The 22,873-nt window shown below is 42.2% G+C and carries 19 protein-coding genes and 3 pseudogenes; 6 read left to right on the forward strand and 16 right to left on the reverse strand.

The window, feature by feature from the left end:
- Nucleotides 1-161 precede the first annotated feature (161 nt).
- The 6 genes and pseudogenes from thiC to LBE40_RS04645 all read left to right on the forward strand — a co-directional run bounded on the left by thiC (nucleotide 162) and on the right by LBE40_RS04645 (nucleotide 5,672).
- A complete protein-coding gene (gene thiC / locus LBE40_RS04620) occupies nucleotides 162-1,997 on the forward strand; it encodes a phosphomethylpyrimidine synthase ThiC (RefSeq protein WP_004860367.1) in 1,836 nt (611 codons plus the stop codon).
- Complete coding sequence (locus tag LBE40_RS04625) at nucleotides 1,994-2,944, forward strand: FAD-dependent oxidoreductase (protein WP_004860369.1); 951 nt, start codon at nucleotides 1,994-1,996, stop codon at nucleotides 2,942-2,944. Before thiC ends, LBE40_RS04625 begins: the two co-directional genes overlap by 4 nt.
- A gap of 3 nt (nucleotides 2,945-2,947) precedes the next feature.
- Nucleotides 2,948-3,145, forward strand: a complete 198-nt coding sequence (gene thiS / locus LBE40_RS04630) for a sulfur carrier protein ThiS (protein WP_004860371.1) — start codon at nucleotides 2,948-2,950, stop codon at nucleotides 3,143-3,145.
- 4 nt (nucleotides 3,146-3,149) lie between these two features.
- A complete protein-coding gene (locus tag LBE40_RS04635) occupies nucleotides 3,150-3,923 on the forward strand; it encodes a thiazole synthase (RefSeq protein ID WP_004860372.1) in 774 nt (257 codons plus the stop codon).
- A 174-nt stretch (nucleotides 3,924-4,097) separates the two neighbouring features.
- Nucleotides 4,098-5,264, forward strand: a pseudogene (locus tag LBE40_RS04640) (tyrosine-type recombinase/integrase).
- Between the two features lie 207 nt (nucleotides 5,265-5,471).
- Nucleotides 5,472-5,672 carry a helix-turn-helix transcriptional regulator gene (locus LBE40_RS04645; RefSeq protein ID WP_004860377.1) on the forward strand — a complete coding sequence of 67 codons (201 nt, stop codon included), beginning with the start codon at nucleotides 5,472-5,474 and terminating at the stop codon, nucleotides 5,670-5,672.
- Between the two features lie 220 nt (nucleotides 5,673-5,892).
- Here LBE40_RS04645 and LBE40_RS04650 read toward each other — a convergent pair whose 3' ends face one another.
- From LBE40_RS04650 to LBE40_RS04720, 16 genes and pseudogenes are all read right to left on the reverse strand, one after another.
- The gene (locus LBE40_RS04650; RefSeq protein ID WP_004860379.1) at nucleotides 5,893-6,294 is read right to left on the reverse strand and encodes a hypothetical protein; all 402 of its coding nucleotides are present in this window, start codon (nucleotides 6,292-6,294) and stop codon (nucleotides 5,893-5,895) included.
- Between the two features lie 64 nt (nucleotides 6,295-6,358).
- Complete coding sequence (locus LBE40_RS08375; protein ID WP_276577401.1) at nucleotides 6,359-6,487, reverse strand: hypothetical protein; 129 nt, start codon at nucleotides 6,485-6,487, stop codon at nucleotides 6,359-6,361.
- Nucleotides 6,475-6,879: pseudogene (locus LBE40_RS04655) on the reverse strand (hypothetical protein). The gene LBE40_RS08375 and the pseudogene LBE40_RS04655 overlap by 13 nt, the downstream one beginning before the upstream one ends.
- 177 nt (nucleotides 6,880-7,056) lie before the next feature.
- On the reverse strand, nucleotides 7,057-7,458 hold the full coding sequence (locus LBE40_RS04660; protein WP_004860382.1) for a hypothetical protein: 402 nt from the start codon (nucleotides 7,456-7,458) through the stop codon (nucleotides 7,057-7,059).
- Nucleotides 7,459-7,638: 180 nt separating this feature from the next.
- Nucleotides 7,639-8,043: a hypothetical protein gene (locus LBE40_RS04665; protein ID WP_004860384.1), complete on the reverse strand. Its 405-nt coding sequence runs from the start codon at nucleotides 8,041-8,043 to the stop codon at nucleotides 7,639-7,641.
- Nucleotides 8,040-8,786 carry a hypothetical protein gene (locus LBE40_RS04670; RefSeq protein WP_252615143.1) on the reverse strand — a complete coding sequence of 249 codons (747 nt, stop codon included), beginning with the start codon at nucleotides 8,784-8,786 and terminating at the stop codon, nucleotides 8,040-8,042. Before LBE40_RS04670 ends, LBE40_RS04665 begins: the two co-directional genes overlap by 4 nt.
- Nucleotides 8,787-8,868: 82 nt before the next feature.
- Nucleotides 8,869-9,267: a hypothetical protein gene (locus LBE40_RS04675; RefSeq protein WP_004860390.1), complete on the reverse strand. Its 399-nt coding sequence runs from the start codon at nucleotides 9,265-9,267 to the stop codon at nucleotides 8,869-8,871.
- Nucleotides 9,264-11,288: a hemagglutinin repeat-containing protein gene (locus LBE40_RS04680; RefSeq protein ID WP_051016697.1), complete on the reverse strand. Its 2,025-nt coding sequence runs from the start codon at nucleotides 11,286-11,288 to the stop codon at nucleotides 9,264-9,266. Before LBE40_RS04680 ends, LBE40_RS04675 begins: the two co-directional genes overlap by 4 nt.
- A 137-nt stretch (nucleotides 11,289-11,425) precedes the next feature.
- Entirely contained in the window at nucleotides 11,426-11,902 is a 477-nt protein-coding gene (locus LBE40_RS04685) for a hypothetical protein (RefSeq protein WP_004860394.1), read from the reverse strand.
- Between the two features lie 20 nt (nucleotides 11,903-11,922).
- The gene (locus tag LBE40_RS04690; RefSeq protein WP_252615144.1) at nucleotides 11,923-12,096 is read right to left on the reverse strand and encodes a hypothetical protein; all 174 of its coding nucleotides are present in this window, start codon (nucleotides 12,094-12,096) and stop codon (nucleotides 11,923-11,925) included.
- Entirely contained in the window at nucleotides 12,084-12,488 is a 405-nt protein-coding gene (locus LBE40_RS04695; RefSeq protein ID WP_252615145.1) for a hypothetical protein, read from the reverse strand. Before LBE40_RS04695 ends, LBE40_RS04690 begins: the two co-directional genes overlap by 13 nt.
- A complete protein-coding gene (locus tag LBE40_RS04700) occupies nucleotides 12,485-13,243 on the reverse strand; it encodes a filamentous hemagglutinin (RefSeq protein ID WP_252615146.1) in 759 nt (252 codons plus the stop codon). The genes LBE40_RS04695 and LBE40_RS04700 overlap by 4 nt, the downstream gene beginning before the upstream one ends.
- A gap of 12 nt (nucleotides 13,244-13,255) precedes the next feature.
- Nucleotides 13,256-13,659 (reverse strand): annotated as a pseudogene (locus LBE40_RS04705) (hypothetical protein).
- Complete coding sequence (locus LBE40_RS04710; protein WP_252615147.1) at nucleotides 13,656-14,411, reverse strand: filamentous hemagglutinin; 756 nt, start codon at nucleotides 14,409-14,411, stop codon at nucleotides 13,656-13,658. Before LBE40_RS04710 ends, LBE40_RS04705 begins: the two are co-directional and overlap by 4 nt.
- A gap of 12 nt (nucleotides 14,412-14,423) precedes the next feature.
- Complete coding sequence (locus tag LBE40_RS04715; RefSeq protein WP_004860401.1) at nucleotides 14,424-14,828, reverse strand: hypothetical protein; 405 nt, start codon at nucleotides 14,826-14,828, stop codon at nucleotides 14,424-14,426.
- A complete protein-coding gene (locus LBE40_RS04720; RefSeq protein WP_252615148.1) occupies nucleotides 14,825-22,855 on the reverse strand; it encodes a hemagglutinin repeat-containing protein in 8,031 nt (2,676 codons plus the stop codon). The genes LBE40_RS04715 and LBE40_RS04720 overlap by 4 nt, the downstream gene beginning before the upstream one ends.
- Nucleotides 22,856-22,873 lie beyond the last annotated feature (18 nt).

Genomic DNA, 22,873 nt, shown 5'->3' on the forward strand with positions numbered 1-22,873 from the left:
TTTTTCAATGAAGTTTCTTGATCTTTATCTGGCGCATCTTGGTATAAAAGCAATATTATATACACCTCTTAATACAAGCATACGTGATTGATAATTTGAATGTTTCTCCATGAATATTGCAGCCTGTTTTTTAACTATGTGTTTATAAGGAAAAAGTTTATATGCAGAAAAATATTCCATCAATCAGTTGTAGCCCCTTCCCCGCCTCACGCAAAATTTATAAACAGAGCCTCCTCTTCTCTGATGTGCGCGTACCATTGCGTGAAATTTCACTGACTGATGGCAGTGGTGAAAAACCTTTAAACGTCTACGATACTTCTGGCCCCTACACAGATAAAGATATGATCATTGATATTACAAAAGGCTTGCCAGCAATTAGCTTGCCTTGGCTTTCTAAGCGGAATGATACTGAAACTTATCCTGCACGACCAATCAAACCTGAAGATAATGGATTAGCTTATAGTCAAACCCCTATACCAACCTTTGAACAAAAACAGCCTGTTTTGCGAGCAAAAAAAGGCAAAGCAATTACACAGATGGCTTATGCACGTGCAGGTATTATTACCGCTGAAATGGAATACGTGGCTATACGAGAAAATGAAGGACTAGCGATAAAAGAACAGCAGACTACTCAATCAGATGTGCCATTTGATAGATCAATACCGGAAATTTATACTGCCGAGTTTGTTCGTAATGAAATTGCCTGCGGACGTGCTATTATCCCCCAAAATATCAACCATCCAGAATGTGAGCCAATGATTATTGGACGCAATTTTCGTGTTAAAATTAATGCCAATATTGGCAATTCAGCAGTTACTTCATCTATGGCAGAAGAAGTCGACAAAATGGTTTGGGCCATTCGTTGGGGAGCAGATACAGTTATGGATCTCTCAACAGGGCGAAATATTCACAATATTCGTGAGTGGATTATTCGAAATTCACCAGTTCCCATCGGAACTGTTCCTCTTTATCAAGCACTCGAAAAAGTACAAGGTATTGCTGAAAATTTAACATGGGATATTTTCCGAGACACCCTTATTGAACAAGCTGAACAAGGTGTTGATTATTTTACCATTCATGCGGGATTAAGATTACCTTTTATCCCTCTCACCATTGATCGCGTAACAGGTATCGTCTCCCGAGGTGGTTCTATTATGGCAAAATGGTGTCTGCATCATCACAAAGAAAGTTTTCTCTATGAACATTTTGATGAAATTTGTGATATTGCACGCACCTATGACATCTCCCTTTCCTTGGGGGATGGATTGCGCCCTGGCTCTATTGCCGATGCCAATGATGAGGCCCAATTTGCAGAGCTTAAAACTTTGGGGAAATTAACAAAAATTGCTTGGGGAAAAGATGTACAGGTTATGATTGAAGGACCTGGGCATGTCCCAATGCACAAAATTAAAGAAAATATGGAGCAACAATCAGATCTCTGTCATGAAGCGCCTTTTTATACGTTGGGACCTCTCACCACTGACATTGCACCTGGTTATGACCATATTACATCCGCAATTGGTGCCGCTATGATTGGATGGTTTGGAACCGCCATGTTGTGTTATGTAACGCCCAAAGAACACTTAGGACTCCCCGATAAAAATGACGTAAAAACTGGTGTAATCACTTATAAAATTGCTGCCCATGCTGCTGATCTTGCCAAAGGTTTACCCAGAGCGCAATTGCGCGATAATGCCCTTTCACGTGCACGATTTGACTTTAGATGGCATGATCAATTCAATCTTTCTCTTGATCCAGAAACAGCCTGTGCCTTTCATGATGAAACAATGCCTAAAGAAGCTCATAAATTGGTGCATTTTTGTTCCATGTGTGGACCAAAATTCTGTTCTATGCGTATTTCTCATGATATTCGTGAGGCAGCAGCAACAATAAAAACAAAAGGAGAAGGCATGGTTGCTATGGCCGAGAAATATCAAAAAAATGGTGACCTTTATGTAGATGCTATTTCTGTTCAAAAAAAGAGTGTCAATAGTTGAAGAATATTCTTATCAAAGGTGCAGGAGTAGGGGGATTAACCGTTGCCTGTATGTTACAGCAAAAGGGTGTTTCTGTTACTCTATCGGCTCCCTCTCATTCACCTATAGGAAGTGCTAGTTGGTATGCTGGAGGAATGCTCGCACCTTACTGTGAAAGAGAAAATTCGGAACAGATTGTTGAAGATCTCGGCATACACGCCATACAATGGTGGCTCAAAACACTTCCCAATTTTGTTATACGAAAAGGTACTTTAGTTGTTGCGCCGACACGGGATAAGGTAGAACTTGAACGATTTGCAGTGCGTACACATAATCACAAAATAATAAATACTGCAAAGATCGCTCATCTTGAACCGGATCTTGCGGAACGTTTTAATTGTGCACTCTTTTATGAAAATGAAGCACATCTTGATCCACGCAAAGCACTTATTGCTTTAAAAGAAAACCTTATAAAAAGCGGAGCATCTTTTGTCGATGTAGAAACATCTGAAACAAATTTTGATATTGTCATTGATGCAACTGGAATAGCACGTTTAGGAAAAGACAAAAATATACGAGGTGTACGCGGTGAAATGCTTCTCGTACGCAGCACAGATATTAAAATTTCTCGTCCAATTCGTCTCCTCCATCCACGATTTCCACTCTATGTTGTCCCTCGTCAAGATAATATTTTTATGATTGGTGCAACAATGATTGAGAGTGATTTTGATGGTGCCATATCGGTGAGATCAATGATGGAATTGCTCAATGCGGCTTATACTTTGCATCCCGCTTTTGCCGAAGCAGAAATTATTGAATCTGGGGTTGGCATACGACCATGCTATCCTGATAACTTTCCTTCCGTGTACAAACATGGTAATCATATTTTTATTAATGGATTTTATAGACATGGTTTTCTTTTATCTCCAGAAATGGCAAAGCAAGCAATGAAATTGGCATTGGAGTAAAGTATGCAAATATTTGTTAATGGTGAAAGAATCCAAACAGAAGTTATCACTCTCAATCTCTTGCTTAAAGAATTGGGTTATGAAGGAAATTGGCTCGCAACCGCTGTTAATTCAGAAGTTATTCCTGTAAATGCACGAAGCCAATTTGTCTTGCATGAAGGAGATAAAATTGAAATTTTAAGCCCAATGCAAGGAGGCTAAAACTATGCTGAATCTTTATGGACGTAAATTCTCTTCTCGTCTTATGTTAGGTACGGCTCAATATCCTTCACCGGCAATCCTTCGTGATGCTATTCATACATCTAATACAGAAATTGTAACAGTTGCGTTGCGTCGAGAAACCGCAGGTGGAAAACAAGGTGGACAATTTTGGCAATTTCTTACAGAATTGGATATAACAGTGCTTCCCAATACTGCTGGTTGTTACACTGTTAAAGAAGCTGTTACAACTGCAAAACTTGCACGAGATCTCTTTAAAACGTCTTGGATTAAACTCGAAATTATTGGGAATCCTGATACCTTACAGCCAAATGTTTTTTCCTTAATCGAGGCAGCACAAATTTTAAACAGTGAAGGTTTCAAAATTTTTGCCTATACAACGGATGATCTCATTGTTGCTGAAAAGCTCTTAGACGTTGGATGCCAAGTCATAATGCCTTGGTGTGCTCCTATTGGATCTGCCAAAGGCCCTCATAATACCGATGGATTGCGTTCTATTCGCGCTTACCTTCCTGATGTTACTCTTGTTATTGATGCCGGCATTGGGCGCCCATCACATGCTGCCGTTGCTATGGAACTTGGTTATGATGCAGTGCTTCTTAACACCGCAGTTGCCAAATCAGCTGATCCTGTCTTAATGGCTGAAGCGTTTTCTAAAGCTGTTCAAGCAGGGCGTATAGGATATAAAGCAGGACTTCTCGAAGCGCGTGATATAGCTGTCCCCTCAACGCCAGTTATTGGAAAAGCAGTCTTTTCATGACAACGCATTGATTTATAATGATAATTAACTTTTTTGTATGTTGAGTAAGAGTCCCGAATATCGTAAGATTCTCTCATTTCAAACCTGTTTATATTGAATCAATCAAAATCATTTGCTTGCACGTCAAAAGCGGGGCTGGTGTGTGGGTAAAAATGAGGAAAGAAAGGAGTAAAAATGCCTCTTATGAATCGTCTTAATGCAAGGGCTGTCGCAACATTGGGAGTTGGCAAATATAATGATGGTGCCGGCTTGCTTCTCCATAAGCGTAAAGATGGTGGTGCTCAATGGCTTTATCGTTAAACCATTCATGGTCGCCGTCGCGAAATGGGATTAGGAGCGTTGAGAAACGTCTCTTTAAAAAAAGCCCGTGAATTGGCAAACCAATGGCGTTCTGTTTTACATGATGGTCGCGATCCCATTAAAGAACGTGAAAAACAAAAGCGTGAGGCAATAAGTAACCTCCATTATCTAAAAGACATTGCCTTAGATGCTTTTGAAAGTCGTAAAGCTGAATTAAAAGGAGATGGTAAGGCTGGGAACTGGTTTCTACCTTTACAACTTTATGTTCTCCCCAAATTAGGCTGTATTCCCATTTCAGAGATTACCCAAACAGAGATACGCAATACCCTTGCCCCTATTTGGCATACAAAAGCTAAAACTGCTCGAACAGCATTGATGCGTCTTAATCTTTGTCTTAAACATGCGGCTGCCTTAGGTTTGGATGTTGATTTACAGGCAACAGAAAAAGCACAAGCTTTATTAGGCAAACAACGCCATAAGATCACGAATAGACCAGCTATGGATTGGAAAGATGTCCCAGCCTTTTATCAAACGCTTTGTAAAACAACAACCATAACATATCTGGCATTACGTTTGCTTATTTTGACAGGCGTTCGCACATATCCTTTGCGTCATATTCATAAAGATCAAGTCGATGGCGATATATGGACTATTCCTGCTGAGAATATGAAAGGGAAACGCGATGCTACAACAGAGTTTCGCGTGCCCTTATCAACAGAGGCATTAGAAATCTTAAAACAAGCCCGCTTGCTCTCTCGCAATGATTTCTTCTTTTCTGCAACCGGTCGCGGTCCCCTCGCTGCACGCTGTATGTCACAATATATGCAACGCGCTGGTCTTAAAGCCTGCCCCCATGGATTTTGTTCTAGTTTACGCGATTGGCTTGCTGAAACAACTGATGCCCCCTATGAGGTCGCTGAAACTATTCTCAGTCATACAGTAGGCGGTAAAGTAGAGCGTGCCTATCGTCGTACTGATTATCTAGAACAGCGTCGTATCTATATGGATAAATGGGCGGCATATGTCACTGGTCAATCTTAACAGATGGGGTGCATAACCCCATGATCTGTGGATAACTTTAGCTCTCTGTTCTCTCATATCATCTCAATAAGATTCATAAATTATCACATCAGAAAAACTATAATAAAACACTGTTTTTTATAGACTAAATACCTTTCATATGATGTAAAATATGGTTAATAAATAGTTATGATTTGTTCCCGTTTTTTATTATGAAAGGATTTTAGTATGACAGAAAATGATGTTCTTTTGACAGACCGTGAAAGTGCAAAACTGCTTCATATGAGTGTTTCGACATTCCGCCGTCATGTGACCAATGGATCTCTCCCAAAACCTTTAAAATTTGGTTTTTTATCGCGTTGGTTACAATCGGATCTTATCAATGTCATCGAGCAAGCGAAACAGCAACGTTATAACGACGCGGCATAAAAAGAAAACCTTGTTACGTAAAGACGAACAAGGCTTTCTCAAGCTCATCAACCTAGAGATAACAAAATCCGTCCTGTATCGCAACCTGGTTATAGGATTACTAAGTACATTCTACGCCATATTGCTTTACATACAATATTGAGATGTTGGATTGAGAAAACAATCCCGCCATTCCAAACGAAGACAAGGAGGGCGGATTGTTGATCATCACAAACAAGACTTACGGCTGGCATTCATCCGCATTTTTATATTTTTTACAATAAGGGCTATTTAAGCGTCTCTCAACACTTCGTTGAGGCATGACAGCACCACTAAGAGGATACACCGGAATCCTATCATCTTGACAATTTTCACACCACTTCCCATTTTCACTTCTATAGTGGAAGCCAGATTGAAGCATACAAGTATGAATTATTGCCCATTCACCGAAACCTAATCTACTATTTTCTGGATCGGCATTATAAGGAGTTGGCTTACCACACTCTAACAATGCTTTTGCTACTTCAGTAGAATCTGCATCTGGCTTTTGCCATATAACAAAGTATCTTGAAGGAGGCTTTGAGTCACATCCAGCGATACTTAACAGAGTTATACAGCTCAATAGTTTTAAAATTTGTTTCATTTTTCCCCTTTTTCAATGGATTTATTTACGATAAGAAGACTTGCAAACCTGCTGATATTTTCTGTCACGACTGTTTAAAACAATGGTGAACAATATTGAGATGGTGAATTGAGGAAACAATCCCACCATTCCAAGCAAAGGCAAGGAGGGCGGATTGTTGATCATCACAAACAGCAAAACTTAAGGCTGGCATTCAAGTGCATTTTTATATTTTTGACAATAAGCGCTATTTAAACGCTTCTTCACACTGCGCTGAGGGATGACAGCACCTGGCACACAAATCGGAAGATCTTCGGCATTATAATTTCTACACCGATCTCTCCACTCCCATCCTAATTTACTATGAAAACCTGCTTGGGTTAGGCATGCATAAATAGATGTATTCGCATTTATGCTTAACTCTCTATAATCCATCATATAATCATCATGAGGATTCAGCATTCCACATTCTAATAGTGCTTTTTTAATCTCAATCTTATCTTCTCCTAGCTTCTCTAATACATCCACAGCCTAGTAAGGACCTGGAAAACATCCAGCTATAATAAGCAAAGCCAATCCACTCAATAACTTTAAAGTTGTTTTCATTTTTCCTCTCCTTCAATGATTTTTTACGATAAGATTGCTTATAAGCTTGTTGATGTTTTATATTCCTCTGTCCATACCAATTTGAAACATGTTGAGTGTAGATACAATCGGCCCGCACACTTATGCAAAAGATAAAGAGAACTAAGGATTACTCTTAATCATACCAACATCAAAAAACTACGGTAGACATTCAGGCTTGTTTCTATTTCTTTTACAATGGGGGCTGTTCAAGCGTTTCTTAACACTTCTTTGAGGAATGACAGCACCTGAATGACAAATCGGAAAACGAGCATCAAAAAACTCACACGAACTCAAATATCTGGATTTATATCTAAAACCTGCTTGAACCATGCAAGCTTCAATTAATGCGTTCGCATTGCCGTCTAACTTTCTGTTGTATTCATCATGATAATAAGGTGTTGGCATGCCACATTCTAACAGCGCTTTACCTATATCAATTGTATCTGCACCAGGCTTATCCCATAATTCCCAAGCTGATAAAGGAATCTCAGCTTTATACTGACATCCAGCTATACTTAAGAGCGTTATACCACTCAATAGTTTTAAGATTTTCTTCATTCTTCCCCTCTTTCAATGGATTTATTTACGATAAGAAGGCCCGTAAGCCTGTTGATATTTTCTTTCACCGCTGTTTAAAACAATGGTGAATAATATTGAGATAGTGGATTGAGGGAACAATCCCGCCATTTCAAGCAAAGGCAAGGATGGCGGATTGTTGGTCATTACAAACGGCAAGATTTAAGGCTGGCATTCATCCGCATTTTTATACCTTTTACAAAATGGGCTATTTAAGCGCTTCTGAACATTTCGTTGAGGAATGACAGCGCCTGGACGACAAATTGGAAGGTTTTCAGCTTTATAATTCTCACACCAAGTTCCTCCCCATTTATCTTTGTCACGGAATCCTGCTTGGATCATACAAGCATCAATGGAAGCCATTTGATTTAAGCTGAGATTTCTATTTTCTGGATCGACATCATAAGGAGTTGGCATGCCACATTCTAACAATGCTTTTGCTACCTCAGTAAAGTCTGCTCCTGGTTTCTCCCACATATATACCTCTCCTGGGGCAGGCTTAAAAAAATTACACCCAATTATACTTAACAGAAGTATTCCACTTAATAAGTTCAAGATTTGTTTCATTTTTTCTTCCTTGAATAACCTAAATAATCTAAAATTGCATCAGATGAATAAATTGTTGCAGTATGAGGTGTTCCATAGCGCCCAATACATTCTTTACTTGCATTACCATAGCAATTATGGGTACTAGGGTAAGAACCCAATAGCGCTCCCCCTACCTCTCTCATTGGAATTGCTGGTGGAAATAATACATAGGGAAGCTTCAAGGGTACCTTATAAAAAGTAGGCAGATTGTGACCAATTCTCATACCAATAGGGTCAAGTAGATGGTTTTGTAAATAAATATGATCTTTTTTGCCATCGCTTACGAAATATATTGCATTCGCCACCGATACAGCGTTATCAGCCGGTCCAAAAAAATAGATATCTGTTTTATACCCTATACCGTGGATGCCATGCTTTGCAAAGTCACGCATTCCATTGCCCACTGTCAAACTACCACGGCTATGCGCATCAACAATCGCCCCTGTATTGCCATAACGATACATAAAATCCTGAAACTTCTTTGTCGAATTACTCAGCCCCCCAAAGTTGCCTTCTAGAAACTTCTGATAAAAAGCTACCCCGAGCTCTACTTCCCATGAATCAGCTTTTGGAAAGTGTGTAAAATAAAGGGGTTCATGCTCATTATCCGCCAACTGGACCGCATAACGGGCTGCTTCATCGGGTGAGGTAAAAATACCATTGTAGAACATACGCCTGTTGCCATCAGAGCCTGCTTGTAAATGCTTTTCTTCTTCAGTCATTAAATAATGTGATTGAGGAAACAATCCCGCACAGGCATGTAAAAACGTGAGTGTGGGGATTGTTGACCATCACAAGCAAGACTTAAGGCTGGCATTCAGGTGCATTTTTATATTTTTTACAAAAAGGGCTATTCAGGCGCTTCTTGACACTGGGCCTCGGGATGACAGCGCCTGGACGACATATGGGAAGGTTTTCCTCTTTAAAAGTATAACACCAGTTACCTCTCCCTTTATAGTGGAATCCTGCTTGGATCATACAAGCATGAATTGTTGCTTTTGCATTAATGCTTATATTTTCGCTTTCTGGATCAACATCATAAGGGGTTGGCATGCCACATTCTAACAATGCTTTTCCTATCTCAGTAAAATCTGCACCAGGTTTCTCCCACATACTCAGAGCCCCTGGAGAAGGCTTATCAATGTTACATCCAGCGATATTTAACAGAATGAGACCACTTAATAATTTCAAGATTTGTTTCATTTTTTTCTCCCTGAATATTTTGAATAAATTGGCGTACGATTAGGCAAACCATAGAACTTTGTACAAGCATCACTTGGATGACCATAACAAGCATGGACACTGGGATAACTAAATGCTATTTTCCCTGCTTCTTTCCAAGGACCACTACCAAGAGGGATCTGTTCAAAAGTATAAGGATTTTTGCCAATCTTTGTACCCACAAAGTCATATTTATGATTTTCCAAATTGACATAATCCTGCTTTCCATCACTTAAGATATATAACGTATCTGCCATGTCTTGAGCGTTAAAAGCCGGTCCAAAGAAATTAATCGTTGTTTCCTTTGCTATACCGTGAACACCATGCTTAGCTAAATTATACGATCCATTGCCCGCTGTCATACTGCCGCGGCTATGCGCATCAGTATGCAATCCTTTATTGCCATAGAGATACAACAGATTCTTGTACTTCTTCGTCGAATTTGTCAGACCACCAAAATCACCTTCTAGAACATACTGATACCCTGCAATAAACCCCTCTACCAAGATCGAATCGCTATGTGGGAACACCAAAAGATAGTGCGGATCCTTCTTATTATCAGCCAACTGAACCGCATTACGGGCTGCCTCATCTGGTGTATTTAAAATACCATTGTAGAACATACGCCTATTGCCATCAGAACCTGCTTGTAAATGCTTTTCTTCCTCTGGTGTTAAATAGCGATACAGAGGGATTTTTCTCCCATAGCTATCTTTGATATATTGTCCATTTTCATTTGTTGCATAGACCACATTGCCATTTTCATCATGCACAACCTCACCCTCAGGATGCTCTTTGAGATATGCGATTTCGTTCACTTTATCCCGATAATCAAATCCTTCATCCGATAATTTATTGATCATATCTAAGCGATTATGCACTACCCCCTCAAGCGATGTGGCGTCCACCGGTGCAACGGCTTGGTGGGCTGTAGCGGTGTTGCGGTTGAGGGCATCAATGATTTGTCCAGCATCTTGGACCATTGCCCTCTGGTTAGATCCACCTGTCAGAATGATGCTGCCATCACTGATGGCGGATTTGGTTTCCCCTTCCGCTCCATCATGTGCCTTTCCGTGATTTAAAGCATTTTTAGCAATGTTTTTTATCGTGTCATTTCCAGAAAGGCTAAACCCATGGCTGCTGGCTTGCGCATGGGCACTGTTGGTGATGTCACTGGTGGCAATCCTTCCTGTGGTCAGGCTGTTTTTTTCTGCCGGCGCGGTGCTGGCAATGATGCCTCCGGTTAACGTTGTTTTGTCTTTAACGTTGATCTTAAAACCACCATCACCCGCTTTGATGCCTGATTGTTCCACAACACTGTGATAATCGCTAGAGGATTGATCCTTTTGGAAAGAGGCGCTCATAGAGCCTCCACCACCCGTTTGTCCAGCACCAAAGCCAACAGAAACCGATTTCTGCTTGCTGGAAGTTTGTCCCGTATCACTGCGGCTGGTAATGGTGAGAGCACCCCCTACTTCCATTTCTACACGCTCTCCAGAAACCACGGCACCTTCCAGTGCGGTATTGCCTCCACTTGTGGTATGAACCGTATTGGTACCAATAATATGGGCGTTCTTTTGTTGAACCGCCTCGCTCGAGCCTTCTCCTTGACTAAAAGCGGCATTGCCCGTTGCCCCTGCGCTACCCGTGCCATAACCGGTGCCAACACTCATTGAAGTACTTTCACTACTGTTTTGTGTGCTTTGCACATTTTGCGCACTTTCAAAGGTGATATCTTTACCCGCTTCCAAGGTGATATTCCCGCTCTGCGCATCATTGCCCAGTGCATAGACAGGATTGCTACCAGCGATAATATCGGCTCCAACACCATGGATGCTGCCTTTGTGGGCTTGCATGTTGACAGCGCGCCCTGCTTCTATGCTATTGGTTACAGCAGTAGATGTCTGAGCAGATGCCTCCGCTTTCTCAGTCTTAAAGCCCACGGTTACACTGCCAGATGCACCAGCCATATTGGCAAGAGCATCCTTGGTAGAGCCCCCCAACCCTCCTAATGTATTGAACCTTCACCTGCCGTGTTGTGGAGTTGATCGACCAACAGATTTAAACTGCCACCCGCGTGGATAAAGAAGGAGATGGCTTTGATCCTCTACTTCATTCGTGATTTTATCCAACAACCTTTTTAACGATGGGGAGGACGCTTTGGTGATCGCTTTTGTAAAGCTTTTTGCTTTTGCTGACGTTTTCTTTCATCCTCAAAATGCGTTAGTAAAGCGCGTTCCTGTTTCGTTTTGTTGGTCACACCAAAGGTGTCATTGTCCATAAATTGCTGATATCCAGCTAGCATCAAATTAGCTAAAAACGAGTCACTTTTCAGAGGTTGTACAAAATAGAGCCCTTTTGAATCTTGCAATTTATACCGGAAACCTGCTTTTTTCATGCACTCATAAACTGAGGCAAATTCATTTGCATACGAATTCATATCACTAGAAGAAGCATAGACTGGTTTCCAACCACATTTTGATAAGGATTGTTGGATCATCGCTTTATCGACACCTGGTTTTTCCCATAATGCTAAAGTTGATGGAGGAGGTTGGTTAACACATCCAGTGATACTTAACAGAGTCATGCAACTCAATAGTTTTAAGATTTTCTTCATTTTTCCCTCTTTCAATGGATTTATTTACAATAAAAAAGCTCGGAAGCTTGTTGATATTTTCTGTTCATACTGTGTTCAAGACAGGTTAGAACTAAATTGAGATGGTGGATTGAGGAAACAATCCCGCCATTCCAAGCGAAGGCAAGGATGGCGGATTGTTGATCATCACAAACAGCAAGACTTAAGGCTGGCATTTGCGACTATTTTTATATTTTTTACAAAACGGGCTGTTTAAGCGCTTCTTGACACTGCGCTGTGGAACAACAGCGCCTGGACGACAAGCCGGAAGATTCTTTCCTTGAAAATTCTCACACCACGTTCCTGCCTCTGTATCTTTATAGCGGAATCCTGATTGAACCATACAAGAATCAATGAACGCCTTTTTATTTAAACTTAACTTTCTATTTTCTGGATCCTTATCATAAGGGGTTGGCATGCCACATTCTAACAGTGCTTTTCCTATCTCAGTAAAATCTGCTCCTGGCTTCTCCCACATCGCCAAAGATGATGAAGGAGTTTTATTAAACTGACATCCCACTATACTTAATAAAACTATTATACTCAGTAATTTAAACAATATGTTCATTTTTTCCTCCTTAAAGGTTTTTGTTCACGATGAGATAAACCATAGCGCTTTTTGCATATATCACTCGCATCTCCAAGACAGGTATGGGAACTTATGGGATTCATGATCACTCTCCACCATTCTGTCAAAACGTTACTACCAGCAGGTATTGTCTCATAAGTATAGCCATTGCCGCCAATCCATCGGCTTACAAAGTCATATCTATGCCCATCAAAGCCAATAGTGGTTTGTTTGCCACCACTCACATAACCTAACAGACCGGATGCCGCCAAAACATTAGCCGCTGGTCCATGGAAACTGATCGTTGTATTGCCAGCTACATCATTTACACCTTCTTGTTTGAAAGAATTCATCATATTAAAGCCTGTCAAACTGCCACGACTATGGGCATCAAAATGCAATCCTGTGTTACCATAGCGAGACATTATATCTTTTGCTTCTTGTGTGGAATTGGTCAAACCCCAAAAGTTATTTTCCATAAACTTCTGATAGCCCGCGACTAGAAGTTCTGAGATAGCAGAATCCGCTTCTGGAAACACAACAAAATAAAGCGGTACATTTTTATTCTCCGCATGTTGCTCTGCATAAACAGCAGCCTCATAGGGTGGGGTAAAAATGCCATTGAGGGACACATGCACCTTGCCATCAGCACCCTCTTGTAAATGCTGCTTTTCTTCATCCGTTAAATAATGAAAGTGAGGAAACAATCGCGCCATTCCAAGCAAAGGCAAGGATGGCGGATTGTTGGTCATCATAAACAGCAAGACTTAAGGATAGCATTCATATTGTTCTGGATGCTTTTTACAAAACGGGCTGTTTAAGCGCTTCTTGACACTGCGCTGTGGAACAACAGCGCCTGGACGACAAATGGGCAAGTTTTCGGCTTTATGATTTCCACACCAGCCCCCCCCCTATCATATTTATCATGAAAACCAGCTTGAATCATACAAGCTTCTATGGTTGCCCATGCATTGTTGCTTAAATTTCTGTTTTCTGGAAATACATCATAAGGTGCTGGCATTCCACATTCTAAAAGTGCTTTTTTTACCTCAAGCCGATCTGCTCCTGATTTCTCCCACACCGTGAAGTATCCTGCAGGAGGTTTATTAAATTGGCATCCCGTTATAACTAATAAAGCTATGCAACTCAATAATTTAAAGATTTGTTTCATTTTTTCCTCCTTAAAGGGAATTGTACTCGATGGGAAAGTCCATATATATCTCGACATTTTGGACCCGCATCTCCAAGGCAAGTATGGGGATTATAAGGATTTGAGAACATATTCCACCATTCTTTCCACCAGTTACTACCAGCAGGTATTGTCTCATAAGTATAGCCATTACCGCCAATCCATCGGCTTACAAAGTCATATCTATGCCCATCAAAGCCAATAGTGGTTTGTTTGCCACCACTCACATAACCTAACAGACCGGATGCCGCCAAAACATTAGCCGCTGGTCCATGGAAACTGATCGTTGTATTGCCAGCTACATCATTTACACCTTCTTGTTTGAAAGAATTCATCATATTAAAGCCTGTCAAACTGCCTCGACTATGGGCATCAAAATGCAATCCTGTGTTACCATAGCGAGACGTTAGATCTTTTGCTTCTTGTGTGGAATTGGTCAAACCCCAAAAGTTATTTTCCATAAACTTCTGATAGCCCGCGACCAAAAGTTCTGAAATAGCAGAATCCGCTTCTGGGAACACAACAAAATAAAGCGGTACATTTTTATCCTTCGCATGTTGAACCGCATAAACAGCGGCCTCATATGGTGGAGTAAAAATGCCATTGAGGAACACATGCACCTTGCCATCAGCACCTTCTTGTAAATGCTTTTCTTCTTCAGCCGTTAAATAATGTGATTGAGGAAACAATCCCGCCATTCCAAGCAAAAGCAAGGATGAGGGATTGTTGATCATTACAAGCAAGACTTAAGGATAGCATTCATATTGTTCTGGATGCTTTTTACAAAAAGGGCTGTTTAAGCGCTTCTTGACACTGCGCTGTGGAACAACAGCGCCTGGACGACAAATGGGAAGGTTTTCCGCTTTATGATTCTCGCACCAAGTCCCTCCCCCCACTTTATCACGAAAACCTGATTGAACCATACAGGCATCAATAGTTGCCCATGCATTGTAGCTGAGTTTTCTGTTTTCTGGATCGGCATCAATAAGGCTCGGCATTCCACATTCTAACAAGGCTTTTCCTACCTCAGTAAAATCAGTAACACCATTTTTCTCCCACGTAGCCACCTCTCCTGGAGGAGGTTTATCGATATTACATCCAGTTATAATTAACAAAGTTACAGTGCTTAATAATTTTAGAGTTTGTTTCATTTTTTACTCCGTGATTTACTTAAAGGAAATTGTTCACGATGAGATGTGCCATAAAACTTTTGGCATTTTGGACCCGCATCTCCAAGACAGGTATGGGAACTTATGGGATTCATGATCACTCTCCACCATTCTGTCAAAACGTTACTGCCAGCAGGTATTGTCTCGTAAGTATAGCCATTGCCGCCAATAATTCTGCTTACAAAGTCGTATCTATTCCCATCAAAGCCAATAGTGGTTTGTTTGCCACCACTCACATAACCTAACAGACCGGATGCAGCCAAAACATTAGCCGCTGGTCCAAAGAAACTGATCGTTGTATTGCCTGCTACATCATTTACACCTTCTTGTTTGAAAGAATTCATCATATTAAAGCCTGTCAAACTGCCTCGACTATGGGCATCAAAATGCAATCCTGTGTTACCATAGCGAGACGTTAGATCTTTTGCTTCTTGTGTGGAATTGGTCAAACCCCAAAAGTTATTTTCCATAAACTTCTGATAGCCCGCGACCAAAAGTTCTGAAATAGCAGAATCCGCTTCTGGGAACACAACAAAATAAAGCGGTACATTTTTATCCTTCGCATGTTGAACCGCATAAACAGCGGCCTCATATGGTGGAGTAAAAATGCCATTGAGGAACACATGCACCTTGCCATCAGCACCTTCTTGTAAATGTTCCTTTTCTTCATCCGTTAAATAATGTGCGTGAGGTATTGATTGTCCACGAGCGTCTTTGATATATTGTCCATTTGCATCAGTTTCATAGATTATATTGCCCTTTTCATCACGGTCGACAACGGCGATGGGGTGCTCTTTGATAAACATGGTTTTATAGGAATCATCGCTGTATTTAAACCCTTCTTCTAAGAGTTGCGTTACCATTTCACGGTTTTCATGGACGATTTGTTCCAGCTTGCCTACATCGAGTTGTTGTACACCCTTATGGGCGGTGGCAGTATCACGATTAAGGGAGGCTATGGCTTGCTCAACATCTTGCCCTGTCAATGCCTTCTGCCCTGCTTCATCAGTAATGACGATGGTGCCATCGCTAATAGCAGATTTGGTGTATCCTTCCTCTGAATCTTTAGCTTTTGAATGATCTAAGACATTTTTAGCAATGTTTTTCCCAACACCATATTTGCCCTGATACATCGGACCACCCGCAGAAATGCTGATCCCATCGCTGCTGGCTTGCGCATGCGCACTGTTGCTTATATCACTGGTGCTAATGCTTCCTGTGGTCAGGCTGTTTTTATCTGCCGGCGCGGTGCTTTCAATAATACCTCCAGTTAGGGTCGTTTTATCTTTAACGTTGATTTTAAAACCGCCATCACCCGCTTTGATGCCTGATTGTTCCACAACACTATGATAATCACTAGAGGATTTATCCTTGTTCAAGGATATATTGGTTGTAGCTGCATCATTCTTTTTTCCACCATTAAACCCAATAGAAAGAGAGTTTTGCTTGCTGGAACTGTGTCCCGTATCACTGCGGCTTATAACAGTAAAATCACCACCAACATCCATCTCTACACGGTTTCCAGAAAGCACTGCACCTTCCAGTGTGGTGTTGCCTCCACTTGTGCTATGAACAGTGCCGGTGCCTATAATATGGCTGTTCTTTTGCTGAACCTCCTCACTGGAGCCCTTGCCTTTACCAAAAGAGGCGTTACCCATCCACCCTGTACCACCAGTACCATAACTATACCCAATATTCATTGAAGCGCTTTCACTTCTGTTTTGTGTGCTTTGCGTGTTTTGCGCACTTTCAAAGAGGATATGTTGTCTTGCATCCAAGGTGATATTCCCGCTCTGCTCATCATTTGCATAGACTGGATTGGTACCAGCGATAATATCAGCGCCAATACTATGGATGCTGCCTTCATGGGCATGGATATTAATAGAACGCCCTCCTTCTATGCTATCTGTTACCGCAGTAGATGTCTGAACAGATGCCTCCTCCTTCTCTGTCTTAAAGCCCACGGTTACGCTAGCAGAAACATCAGCAATATCACGAACCGATTGTTTAAGTTTTCCATCCTTCATCCCATTGTAAAGACCTTTGCCTTTGCTATAGAGATCATAGCCTTTTAGACCAGCAATAAGACCATTGCCGATTTTGTGTTTTGTATCCCCATGACCAAAACGTTTGGCTGCATCCCTTACATCTTGTACGGCACCAAGAATGCCCACATTGACAGATCCTGTCACACCAGCAAAGGACTTTTCATGCTTTTCTTTTGCGTTAGAGGTATCATAGCTTTCTGATAGGGTGATATTATTGCCAGCATCAATGTTGACATCACGATCCGCCGAAACAATGGTTTCTTGTAAATTCACATCATTGCCACCATTGATCTGCACATCTTTGCCCGCCTTGAAATGAGATGGCGTATTGGTATTTTCCCATTGATCGCCCGTATCTTTAGCGCTTGCAATTCCAACACCCACGGAAGCACCGCTAGGGTTCTTTTCAAACTGAAACCCAAAACCTGTGCGTTCTTCCTTTGAGCTTGCGCTATGACGATTGTGACCAGGTGAAACATTGATATCATGGACTGCCGAAACATGAATATTTTCTTGCGCAGTAAAATCAGAGCCCACCACGTTCACATCTTTTTTGGTGGCGGTGATGGTGATATTTTTCCCATTGAGAGAAGAGCCTTGATGTTCAAAACTTTCTTCATTTTCTGTCTTTGACTCACTTCCGTATACCGATACAAAGCCCTTGCCTGAACCCACACCAAAACCTGTTTCATGGGTTTCTGAATGGCTCTTATGATGATCTGTCATGCCATCAATCGTCACATTTTCTCCCGTCACATGAATACCTTCATTTGCAAACATATGAGAAGCTGTGATTGTAGTCTCTTTGTCTGATTGCGTGATAATGTTGCCCGTTGCCCCAAGGATAGAGGAGACCGTTGTGCTATGCGATTGAGAGCTATTGGAGGATTCCTCATGCAAAAAACTACTTTCTGAGGATTGTTCTTGCTGGTCGTAGTGTTCTTGAATACCTTTGATAGTAATCTTTCCCCCAGAGTGAATGGTAATATCCGCTTTTGCCTGATCGGTTATTTCCCCTGGCTTGCCTGCTGTGAGCATCGACGCTACAATCTGCGTATTGTTTCCAGATTCAAGAGCAACACCTTTTTCTCCTGCTATACTTGAACCTACCACTTGGGTAGCTCCAAAAGTTTCATGATAGGATGAGCTTCCCCCAAAAAAACCGCCATCTGTGTAGCTAGATATCTCACGGTGTGAGCTATCCTCTGCATTGTTGATGAGAATATCGTTGCTGGCTTTCAACCCCACCTTGCCCTCAGCAGCAATAGAACTGCCCGTGATGCTAAGGTCATGCGCCTTTCCATCCTGCCCCGCAACAACCGTGGTATCACCCCCTGATTTTATCGAAGAGCCCAGAGAAATAGACTCTTGCCTGTCAATACTAAAGTCGCTGCCCTGAAAATGATAATCTCTTTCATCGTTTCTCACCCCTATTGTTATCTCCCTTTGTGCGCCAAGAGCAACATTGCCCTTCGCATCTATATCAGAAGCAGCAATATGGATATCTTGACCGGATAGGACCGTGGTATCTTTTCCAGAACTTAAATGAGAGCCATTGTGTAAGGTGACATGGGAGGTTTGCCCATCCTGCGTATGATTGTCCATGCTGTTGCGCGTGGCATCAATCGAAACATTGCCCTCAGCTTGTAAGAGAAGTTTATCCTTTGTTTGAACATCAGAGCCTAGAACATTGAGATCCTTTCCAGAAGCAAGTGTCGTTGAGCCCCCAGAATTGACTTCCGATTTATGATGCATGGTGGCATCACCCTGTTCGCTGTGGTAATGTGTTTGCGCTGAACCTATTGTTAAATTGCCCTGCTCTGTGGCCATGGCAAGATCACCCTTCGTGGTGATCCTCACCCCTGAAGCTGTGAGATCTTGTTTGGCAATCACGCTCGCATTGCCACCAGCAGAAAGCGCATCGGTGTTTAATACGGTCTCCACGCCGTCAACCGTTGTGCGCCCTGCATCTAAACGAATATTCTTCTGTGCAACTAAAAAAGCATCACCACCCGCCGCAAAATGCCCTCCTTGACTGAGGATATCCCCACCATGCACATGCAATTGGTGGTTTGCCGCAATCCGCCCTGAATTGGTTATTGTGGAATTGCTGGTATTTTGGCTGGTGATATTGACATCATCCCCCATGATCAAGGCACCAGCAGAAACAAAGGAGGCTCTCTCCTTTTCGGGGATGTAAAGCACCGGCGCATAAACATCCATGCCCTTGACCTGTTGGCGTACATAAATCACCATCGGAGCTTCTAGAGAAGCAAGTTGTTCTTCACTTAAAGGCTCACCAAAAGTCAAATTGTGTGTTTTTGCATAATCTGCCCCCACATCCAGCAAGTTTTTGACTTGTTCAATGGCATCACTTCCAGGAATGAAAGAGCCCTTGCCCAAACCTTGCCCCACAAGATCACGCATTTGTTTTTCAATCAGTTGCTTTTCAAAATAAGCATCCCCTAAGAAAAAAATCTCTCTGTCAGGATTGTAACCAATTCTATTCAAAAAATAGGCTGAACCATAAAACTTGCCAACATCAAGGAATTCTGCCCGCGTTTCATAAATAAAATTCTGCTTGGGCAGCGTGCCCCCAACCCCACCCGATTGGGGCTTTGGTAAAGGAAGCCCATCAGAAAGTTCTCCTGCATTATTGAGATCTACTTTTGGTGTAAAGAGAGCACCAGCCCCAGTTAAACCACTTAAGTCCTCCAGTGGATTACCTTCAACGGTTTTTGCTTCAAAATGCGCATCTCCTGTAATGGAACCTTTCGCTGCCGTGTTATTGAGTTGATCGACCACCAAATTCAACGTGCCACCCGCTTGGACAAGACCAGAAACGCTATCAAGAACTTTTGAACCAGTTTGGCGAAAACCATCATTATTTATTATATCTAAAGCAACATTTCGGCTTCCATCAGCGTTATAAGCATAACAATAAGCATCCGTATTAGCCTGACAACCCATATAGGTATTTTTATAAGCTGTTGCCCCCAAATTGGTCAGCACATTGGCGTGGATATCGGCATTTCCCCCTGCTTCTATAGAGCTATAATGGTTGTCAATGGTATCAGCGTTAATGATGAGATTGCCGTGAGACTGTATCATTCCTTGACGAGTAGGCGAAAATTCTTGCGTGACAGTTTTCTGTATCATGTGAGATAAATTATTCCATCGGTACCCTTGAAAAAAAAGCCAACTTTTATTCTCTTCCTTCCAAGTAAACGCCTTGTATACTATCCCATCTTCTAAAGTTATCTTACCATAAGTTGCCTCTTTGTTGGCCAAAGAATTTTTAATGTGAAGATTACATGTGTTTCCTGAACATTCAGCTTCCTTATAGGAAACGCCCCATAGTTCCATCCCCAACTCATTTGCTATACTTGTTGTATGATACAAAATCGCATTTTTAATTGAATCAAAACCCTCTGGTTTTTCGAATGCGATGGCGACTTCTTCCGTTTTTTCCGTGATAACGGGTGTGCTATCGGCTTCGTTTTTCAGACTGTTGGTTTGGATATTTAAGTTTCCACCAACTTGAATAAAGCCCGCTTTATTGACAAGGGAAAGGCTTTTTCCAGTACCTTCTGCATTGGTGAAAGATAAATCACCCTCTGCAACAATGGCGCCAAAATCATTGCGCAAAGCCCCATCAACTTGTAAAGCACCATTGCCCTTCACATAAATTAAACCCGTTTTGCTGTTCCTCGCATCACCCCTCACGCTAAAGGCTAAATTATGCCCTGCTGCCAATTGACCGCTATTTTTAAGCTCCCCTGTTTTGATGACAAAATCTCGTGCCGCTAAAACCGATGTGGCCTCATCCACCATAACGCCTGGAGCAACAAAGAGAATATCTCCTGTCCCGCCTTCATCGGTAACGGCTTGTAGCCGTGCATGGTGAATATCAAGAACATTGGTGCTTTGAAAATCTAAACCGCCATAAATCAGCGTACTGCCCGAAACATAAATATGATCCGCAGTTAAATATAGCGTTTGCGGCGTATAAATATGAGAACGATTATTGCTCAAATCGAGAGTGTTGGCTGTCAATCTCACATCCCCCTTAGCAGACAGCACATTCTCAACACTGATCCCTCCTGATACCGATGTCAATGTGGCTGTGCCATAGCCTATGATCTGATCATAATAAATGTCGTTGCCAGCAAAAAGGTCAATATTGCCACCACTGATAATATGTCCAACCTTTACGCCCCTTTGTGCTGTAATAGAAAGAGAACCTTTATCATGAAAAACAAGATCACCTGTAGGGTTCGAAGGGCTCACCTGAGAGTGAACAAAATCTAAACCTGTCATCAATGTGCCTGCATCAAGGCTTCCCACCTTTAAAACCGCATCATCACCTGTCATCATGGTAGAAAAATCAACCGCCCCACCATGAATATCTGCTCTGCCATGGGCTAAAACTTGCCCAAAATGAATGCCGGCATGAGGTTCAACATGAATGGCAACATTGTGATGCGATAGGATCGTTTGAGAAACAGAAAGCCCATGATATGCAACAAGTGTGACATTCCCTGCTCCATAAATATTTGCGGCATTAATGATCCCGCCTCCACTTTGGAGATCAACATCCCCATGGCTGCCCAAAACAAGGCTACCAGCAGCTTGTGTTGCTGCCATATCAACCCCACCAGCTAAAAAATAGGCTTGTATATCACCACCGGCATGCGCCCTTAAATTGCCCCCCGCTAAAACCGTACCACCAATATTCAGTGCGCCACCAGATTCAAGGGTCACATCAGCGCCAGCGCCAAGCCCTGAAACTTGCAGAGCATGGCGCGAAGAAAGCTCCAGATTGCTCCCAGAGGTGGCTTTTCCGCTAATCGTTAAAAGCCCATCCTGCGCATCTACGCTCAAATGACCATCCGCGCCAACTGTCTCTAACGTGACACCTTTTTTTGCTGCAATCTCAACATGCTTTTTCGACGTAATGTGCTTTGCATGAAGGGTATCGCTTTTTGATTGAAGAACAACACCATCATGACCAAAAACATCCTTCAACGAGATTTTTCCATCAGCAGAAAGATGCAACTGCCCCGCATTGGCTGCCATATCATGGCGCATGCGAACCCCAACACCTTTTTCCGTTGCCACAAGTTTTATTCTGTCCGCTTGTAGAGCCCCTAACGCAGAACCGTCTATCGCATATTCCGGCTTGCCGGTAATATCGGTCAACTCCTTCATCTGCCCAGAAGCATAATCAAAGTGACCGGTCCCTGCTGTCACTCCAATTGTCCTCCCCGCAACAGCTCCTTCAAAATGCACTGTGCGTGAGACAATATCGACAATATCAACAGCCCCTTGGCTTGAGAAAAAATTCGCACCCTGGGGTCCAAAGGTGATATCCCCACCTTGAACCTCAAACCCTTTCAGAAAACCACTCCCATCAATTTCTGGTACACCCGTGGTTAAGGTCGCATGGGGCGTATTGATAAAGCCACAACCATCACAACTTATCCCATTGGGATTGGCTATAATCACATCGGCTTGATGCCCAAAAACCTCCGCTGGACCATGAAGCGCACTGCGCTTGCTGCTGGTGACTTCATTTAAAATTACTTTCGCCGAACCAGAGTAGCGCAAATGCGGATTGCCCGGCATAATGCCACCCAACTGCGATTGTCCTACTTCTTGCGCGTGATTGTTTAAAATGACACCTGGATTGCCAATATTGAAATCGTAATATTTATTATGTGATAAGCCCTTGCCATTGGGTGTAACAATATCAATCGAGGGAACCCCATTGGGTGCTGCCACAATATCTGGGCGATGAGCGACACTTGCGTTAGGGTCAACAGCAATTTGTGCCTGTAGTGTTGCTGGTTGTAAAAGAAAAGGTAAACCAATCCCACCTAGCAAAACCTTTTTGAGCATCGTACTGGAGACTAAAACTTCAAACCATGTTGCTCTTTTTGCTCTCTGCTCATATCTCATGCTTGTATTCCCCAATAA

Origin of the sequence: Bartonella taylorii (assembly GCF_023920105.1) — a bacterium.
Taxonomy (GTDB): Bacteria; Pseudomonadota; Alphaproteobacteria; order Rhizobiales; family Rhizobiaceae; genus Bartonella; species Bartonella taylorii.